The sequence below is a fragment of the Flavobacteriales bacterium genome, from assembly GCA_013001705.1.
In the GTDB taxonomy this organism is placed as follows: domain Bacteria; phylum Bacteroidota; class Bacteroidia; order Flavobacteriales_D; family JABDKJ01; genus JABDLZ01.
Map to the genome: position 1 here is coordinate 1 of JABDLZ010000058.1, position 4,908 is coordinate 4,908.

The window sequence follows — 4,908 nt, forward strand, 5'->3', positions numbered from 1 at the left end:
CAATGCCCCAGCTTCTTCCAAGGTGCGCACATCGAATATGTAGATTCCTCGTAACTCCCCCTCCGTCATGAAGGGACCGGCCAATACCAAGTCACCCTCTTCTGCCATGCGGGTGATGTTGTCCAAATGAGCTCGCATCAATTCTGCCTGCTCTTCTTCAGGCAGATCGCGTGCTTCACCACTGTACAAAAAGGCCATGACATACTGTTTCATGCCATAGTCATCCGCTCCAAGCTCTTGGGCCAATTCTGGATCATATCCATTGGTCTCCCGGCATGAGGCGAAAGACAGCACGAGCACTATAAAAAAGCAAGCTTTGAATTTCATACGACCAATTTACTGACATACAGTTCCTTGAGCACCTCCAGATGGTGCATGCAGTGACCTACGATCATCCTACCAATGTTCTGCACTGAGGTCGAATGCCCACTCATTGTTCCGGTGATGCTGAACATGAGCGGATCGAATCCCTCGAAAAGTAGAATAGTGGAGCGTCTCACAGATTCGAATTCTGAGATGTGATCCTTCAAACTGCGTTCATGCGCATTCGACTTTTTTGCATAGAGGTTCTCGTCATATCCTGGCAATGCCTGGACCTCTCCACGTGCAAAGGCCATTGCCCTATAAGCAAATACACGTTCAGCATCGGTCAGGTGACCCAGAATCTCCCGAATGCTCCATTTACCTTCTGCATAGCGGAAGAGCGATTGCTCTTCATCCAGACCATTGAATAACTGGAGACAGTCCTCCATATTCGTGCGAAAGGCCTGCATCAAGCCTTGTTCAGGCACCTTGGCTAGATAGGGACTATAGAACTCTTCATGTACATCCATGATCCTCAATTTATCGTTCAATGAATGTACATAGGATCGGTCGAACATTGCAGACGCATTGTGATGCGCTGCAGCCACTACAGTATTATCTTCGCCCATTGATGAGCTTTCTCCATCCAGAGTTCCTTTTAGCACTTGCGGTACTCGCCATTCCCATCATTGTACATCTCTTCAATTTCAAGCGCTTCAAGAAAGTCGTCTTTCCCAATGTGCGATTCTTGAAGAAGGTGGACTTGCAGACCCGTTCTAAGAACAAATTGCGTCACCTGATCATCCTTCTCTCCAGACTTTTGGCCTTGACCTGTCTGGTCATGGCCTTTGCGCGTCCTTTCCTACCTGCAGATGACGATGAACGCAAAAGCTCTCAACATGTAGTGGCCATCTATCTGGACAACAGCTACAGTATGCAATTGGAGAATGAGGACGGCATGCTGCTTTCTCAAGCCATGGCCGGTGCCGAACGTATCATAGATGCCTATGGGCGAAATGACCGATTCATTCTCTTGACCAATGAACTCCGACCTGAGCATCAATTCTTGCTCAGCGGTGAGAAGATGAAAGAAGAATTGGGGTCCATCACAAGCGTACCGGAATCCCGCAGTTACTCTGAGATGATAGAGCGGGCCAAAGATGCATTGTCACGCACATCGAATGCGAGTAAACATATCTACGTCTTCTCTGATTTTCAAGAGAGTATGTTCGACCCGGTCAATCTGCGTGCCGATTCCATCTTGAATACCCACCTTATCCATTTGGAGCATTTGGGACAAGGCAATGTCTACATAGACACCGCTTGGTTCCAAAGCCCTATCCGATCATTGCACAATCCAGAGCGATTGGTAGTGCGTGTGACCAATGCCTCTGAAAAAGAGATTCGCGATCTTCCGCTCCGGCTATCCATAGAAGGCCAGCAGAAGTCTATTGGCAATATCAGTCTACGCCCGTTCAGCTCGGTCGACAGTGTACTCACTTTCACCAATCCTGGTTCTGGATGGTTGGGAGGAAAAGTATCTCTCAGTGACTCTCCCATCACATTCGATGATGCCCTCCACATGGCCTATGAGGTGAGGGATAGGTGCAATATCACCATCATCGGTGATGGTCTCGATCGTCAGAAATTGGAAAGGATATTTGCCAATGACCCTTTCTATGAAGTGCGTGCAAGTAACTCGCGTTCATTGGACATTGGCAGCTTGGCCAGTCAGGACTTTATCATCATGGTGGGAACTGAAAAGGTGGAAAGCGGCCTGACAAGGACTTTGAGTCGATTCGTGCAAGAAGGGGGCTCACTCTGTGTGATACCTTCAATGGACGCAGATAGAGCCTCTGTGAGTGAACTGTTTCTTGCACTTGAGGCGAATGCCATTCTGGAAGTGAAGAACAAAGAACTCAAGGTGACCGCAATAGACCTAGATCATCCTTTGTATACAGATGTCTTCGATCAGATTCCTGAGAATATGGACCTCCCTCGTGTTTCCAGCTATCTGGCATTCACATCACGGGTGCGTTCCTCAGAAGAACGATTGATGACACTCCAGGACGGTAATCCACTCCTGAGCAGTTATGTCTCGGGTAAAGGACGTAGCTACATCTTCTCCTCTTCCCTATCCACAGCCCAGTCAAATCTGGCCTCACACTCTCTCTTCGTCACCTCTTTGCTTCGTATGGCCGAATTGAGTACGGGACAATCACCTATCTATCAGACCATCGGAGAGGACAGCCCGATTGTCTTGAAGATGAAGAGCGATGAGAAGGACAAGGTCTATGAGATCAGTGATGAGAGCGGGAGCACATCATTCATTCCCGAGCAGCGCATACTCGGTGCTGAGACCTACTTCTATGACCGAGGTCAGGTGGAGTCGGATGGTGTCTATGATATTCTCAGCGAAGATGAGGTGGTGGCTCAAGTAGCCTACAACTATGATCGAAGTGAATCCCGCATGGAATTCATCTCAGAATCCGAGGTAAGCGATGAACTCGAGCGGAATGGGATACTCGATTTCGACTTCATAGACCCTTCCAGTCTGAATTCCCGTTCTCCATTGATCGATGGACTTGCCGGACGATCACTTTGGAGGGAGTTCCTTCTACTGGCCTTGCTTTTCCTTGTGATAGAGATCATCCTACTTAAATTCTGGAGAACATGAAACTGCTTATCGCCAATGCACGGATCATCGACCCGCATTCCTCGCACCATAAGAAGCGACTGGACCTGCTCATCGTAGACGGTCATATCCAAGACATCGGAAAGAACCTGAAATCACGGGCAGAACGATTGGAGGGAAAGGATCTACACGTGTCGCCCGGATGGATCGATATGCATGCCCATTTCTGCGATCCCGGAGAGGAATACAAGGAAGACCTCAAGTCCGGTCTGGCGGCTGCTAGAGCAGGCGGATTCACCTCCGTGGTGACCATGCCCAGCACGACTCCGGTGGTCGGTAACAAGAGCAGCTTGGAGTATATCCGCACCAAGAGTCAAGGCACAGGTGTCAAAGTTTACCCCGCAGCTACCATCTCCAAGCAAGGTCAAGGAAAGGAGTTGGCCGAGATGATCGACCTGGCAGATTCAGGAGCGAGACTCTTTACGGATGATAAACGACCGGTGACCGATAGTGGTTTGATGAGTCGCGCTCTGTTGTATGCGAAGAATACTCCGAGCACCGTATGCAGCTTCCCGATGGATGTCCACCTTAGAGGCAAGGGCAAGATGCATGAGGGCGCAGTGAGTACCCGATTGGGAATCACTGGAATCCCAGATATTGCAGAAAGCACTCTGCTTAAAAGGGACATCGATCTTTTACGCTATACGGATTCTCGATTGCACGTATCCGGGGTGAGCACCTCTCAAGGGGTCAAACTCATCAAAGCAGCCAAGCGGGAAGGTCTGAACATCACGGCCGAAGTGCATCTCTCCCATCTACTCTGGACCGATGACAAACTGCTGGACTACGATACCAATTACAAACTGGACCCACCACTCAGAGCTGAGACACATCGCAAAGCCTTGATCAAGGCAGTGGCAGACGGGACGATCGATTGTATCAGTTCAGATCATCGACCCCATGATGTGGAGCACAAGAAAAGGGAATTCGGTCTGGCGGCAGATGGTATTGCCTTGATCGAGCATGTCTACCCGCTGTATCAGACCTATTTGGCCGACAAGCTTCCTTTGGAACGTTTTGTAGAAGCACTTACTGATGGTCCTTGCCGAGTACTGGGCTTGACCGCAGCCCGCGTAGAGAAAGGGAAGCGAGCGATATTGACGGTCTTCTCCCCGAGTCTTTCTTCAGCTAGCACACCTTCTGCCACCAAGGCTTACAATACCCCTTGCATCCATCCTGAGACCAAGGGATTGGTCGTGCAGACCATTCGATAGATCCGGTCCAAATCTTTGCTCTGGCCTGAAAGGCCTTATATCTTAGATGCGAAGAAGAATGTTCATGACCTACACCAGGTCTTTGTTGAGCAAGATTCTCTCAGCTATTTTGTTGTGCTTTTCCTGAGCTTCATTCTTCTCTGTGTTCAGCCATCAACAATCAAAAAAAAACGACCGATGACCATCAAGCCATCGGTCGTACCCATAGGTTCTCTACAGTCTAAAGAACCTCTGATCAACCTAATCCTCTTACATCCATTTCCTTAGATAGTCCATATACTCGGACTTCAACTCGGAGTACAACTTGTTGAATGTCTCAAATCGATCTCGCTCAGCGGGATGATCATTGAGCAGTACTCGATCCGTAGCCACCGGATGGTCCATCGCTTCTTTGGCCAATGCATCTTCATGGACATTGATATCATGAAGGAAACGGTCGATCTCATCTCGCTGGATAATGAACTGATTCTGGAATTGCTCCAATTGCTTGAGAATATCCGTATCGGTATATCTCTGCGAAATCTCCTCCAACCTATTCTTGAAGAATTCTATCTCTCCTTTGCAGAACTCCAATTGATTCTTCCAGACCTTATGCTCGAAATGAAGATCATCGATATGTTTTTTTGTCTTACTCGCTGTTGTCATCCGTGATTCGATTTATTGAACGCATGCAATGTAGATTCGGGATGGAGAAGG

5 protein-coding genes are annotated in these 4,908 nt (G+C 48.6%); 2 read left to right on the forward strand and 3 right to left on the reverse strand.

Going from position 1 to position 4,908, the window contains the following annotated elements; translation table 11 throughout:
* Window positions 1-327: hypothetical protein (locus tag HKN79_02105; GenBank protein ID NNC82344.1), on the reverse strand; the 327-nt coding region annotated here is incomplete at its 3' end.
* Window positions 324-932, reverse strand: coding sequence for a DinB family protein (locus HKN79_02110; GenBank protein NNC82345.1), 609 nt, complete (start codon window positions 930-932; stop codon window positions 324-326). The genes HKN79_02105 and HKN79_02110, both read right to left, overlap by 4 nt.
* Before the next feature lie 2 nt (window positions 933-934).
* Between HKN79_02110 and HKN79_02115 the strand changes: the two genes are divergently transcribed.
* Together HKN79_02115 and HKN79_02120 are read left to right on the forward strand one after the other, a co-directional pair.
* On the forward strand, window positions 935-2,980 hold the full coding sequence (locus HKN79_02115) for a hypothetical protein (GenBank protein ID NNC82346.1): 2,046 nt from the start codon (window positions 935-937) through the stop codon (window positions 2,978-2,980).
* Window positions 2,977-4,212, forward strand: a complete 1,236-nt coding sequence (locus tag HKN79_02120; protein ID NNC82347.1) for a dihydroorotase — start codon at window positions 2,977-2,979, stop codon at window positions 4,210-4,212. The genes HKN79_02115 and HKN79_02120 overlap by 4 nt, the downstream gene beginning before the upstream one ends.
* A 249-nt stretch (window positions 4,213-4,461) precedes the next feature.
* Here the strand turns inward: HKN79_02120 and HKN79_02125 are convergent, their stop codons facing one another.
* Window positions 4,462-4,857 carry a hypothetical protein gene (locus tag HKN79_02125; GenBank protein ID NNC82348.1) on the reverse strand — a complete coding sequence of 132 codons (396 nt, stop codon included), beginning with the start codon at window positions 4,855-4,857 and terminating at the stop codon, window positions 4,462-4,464.
* Between the last annotated feature and the right edge of the window lie 51 nt (window positions 4,858-4,908).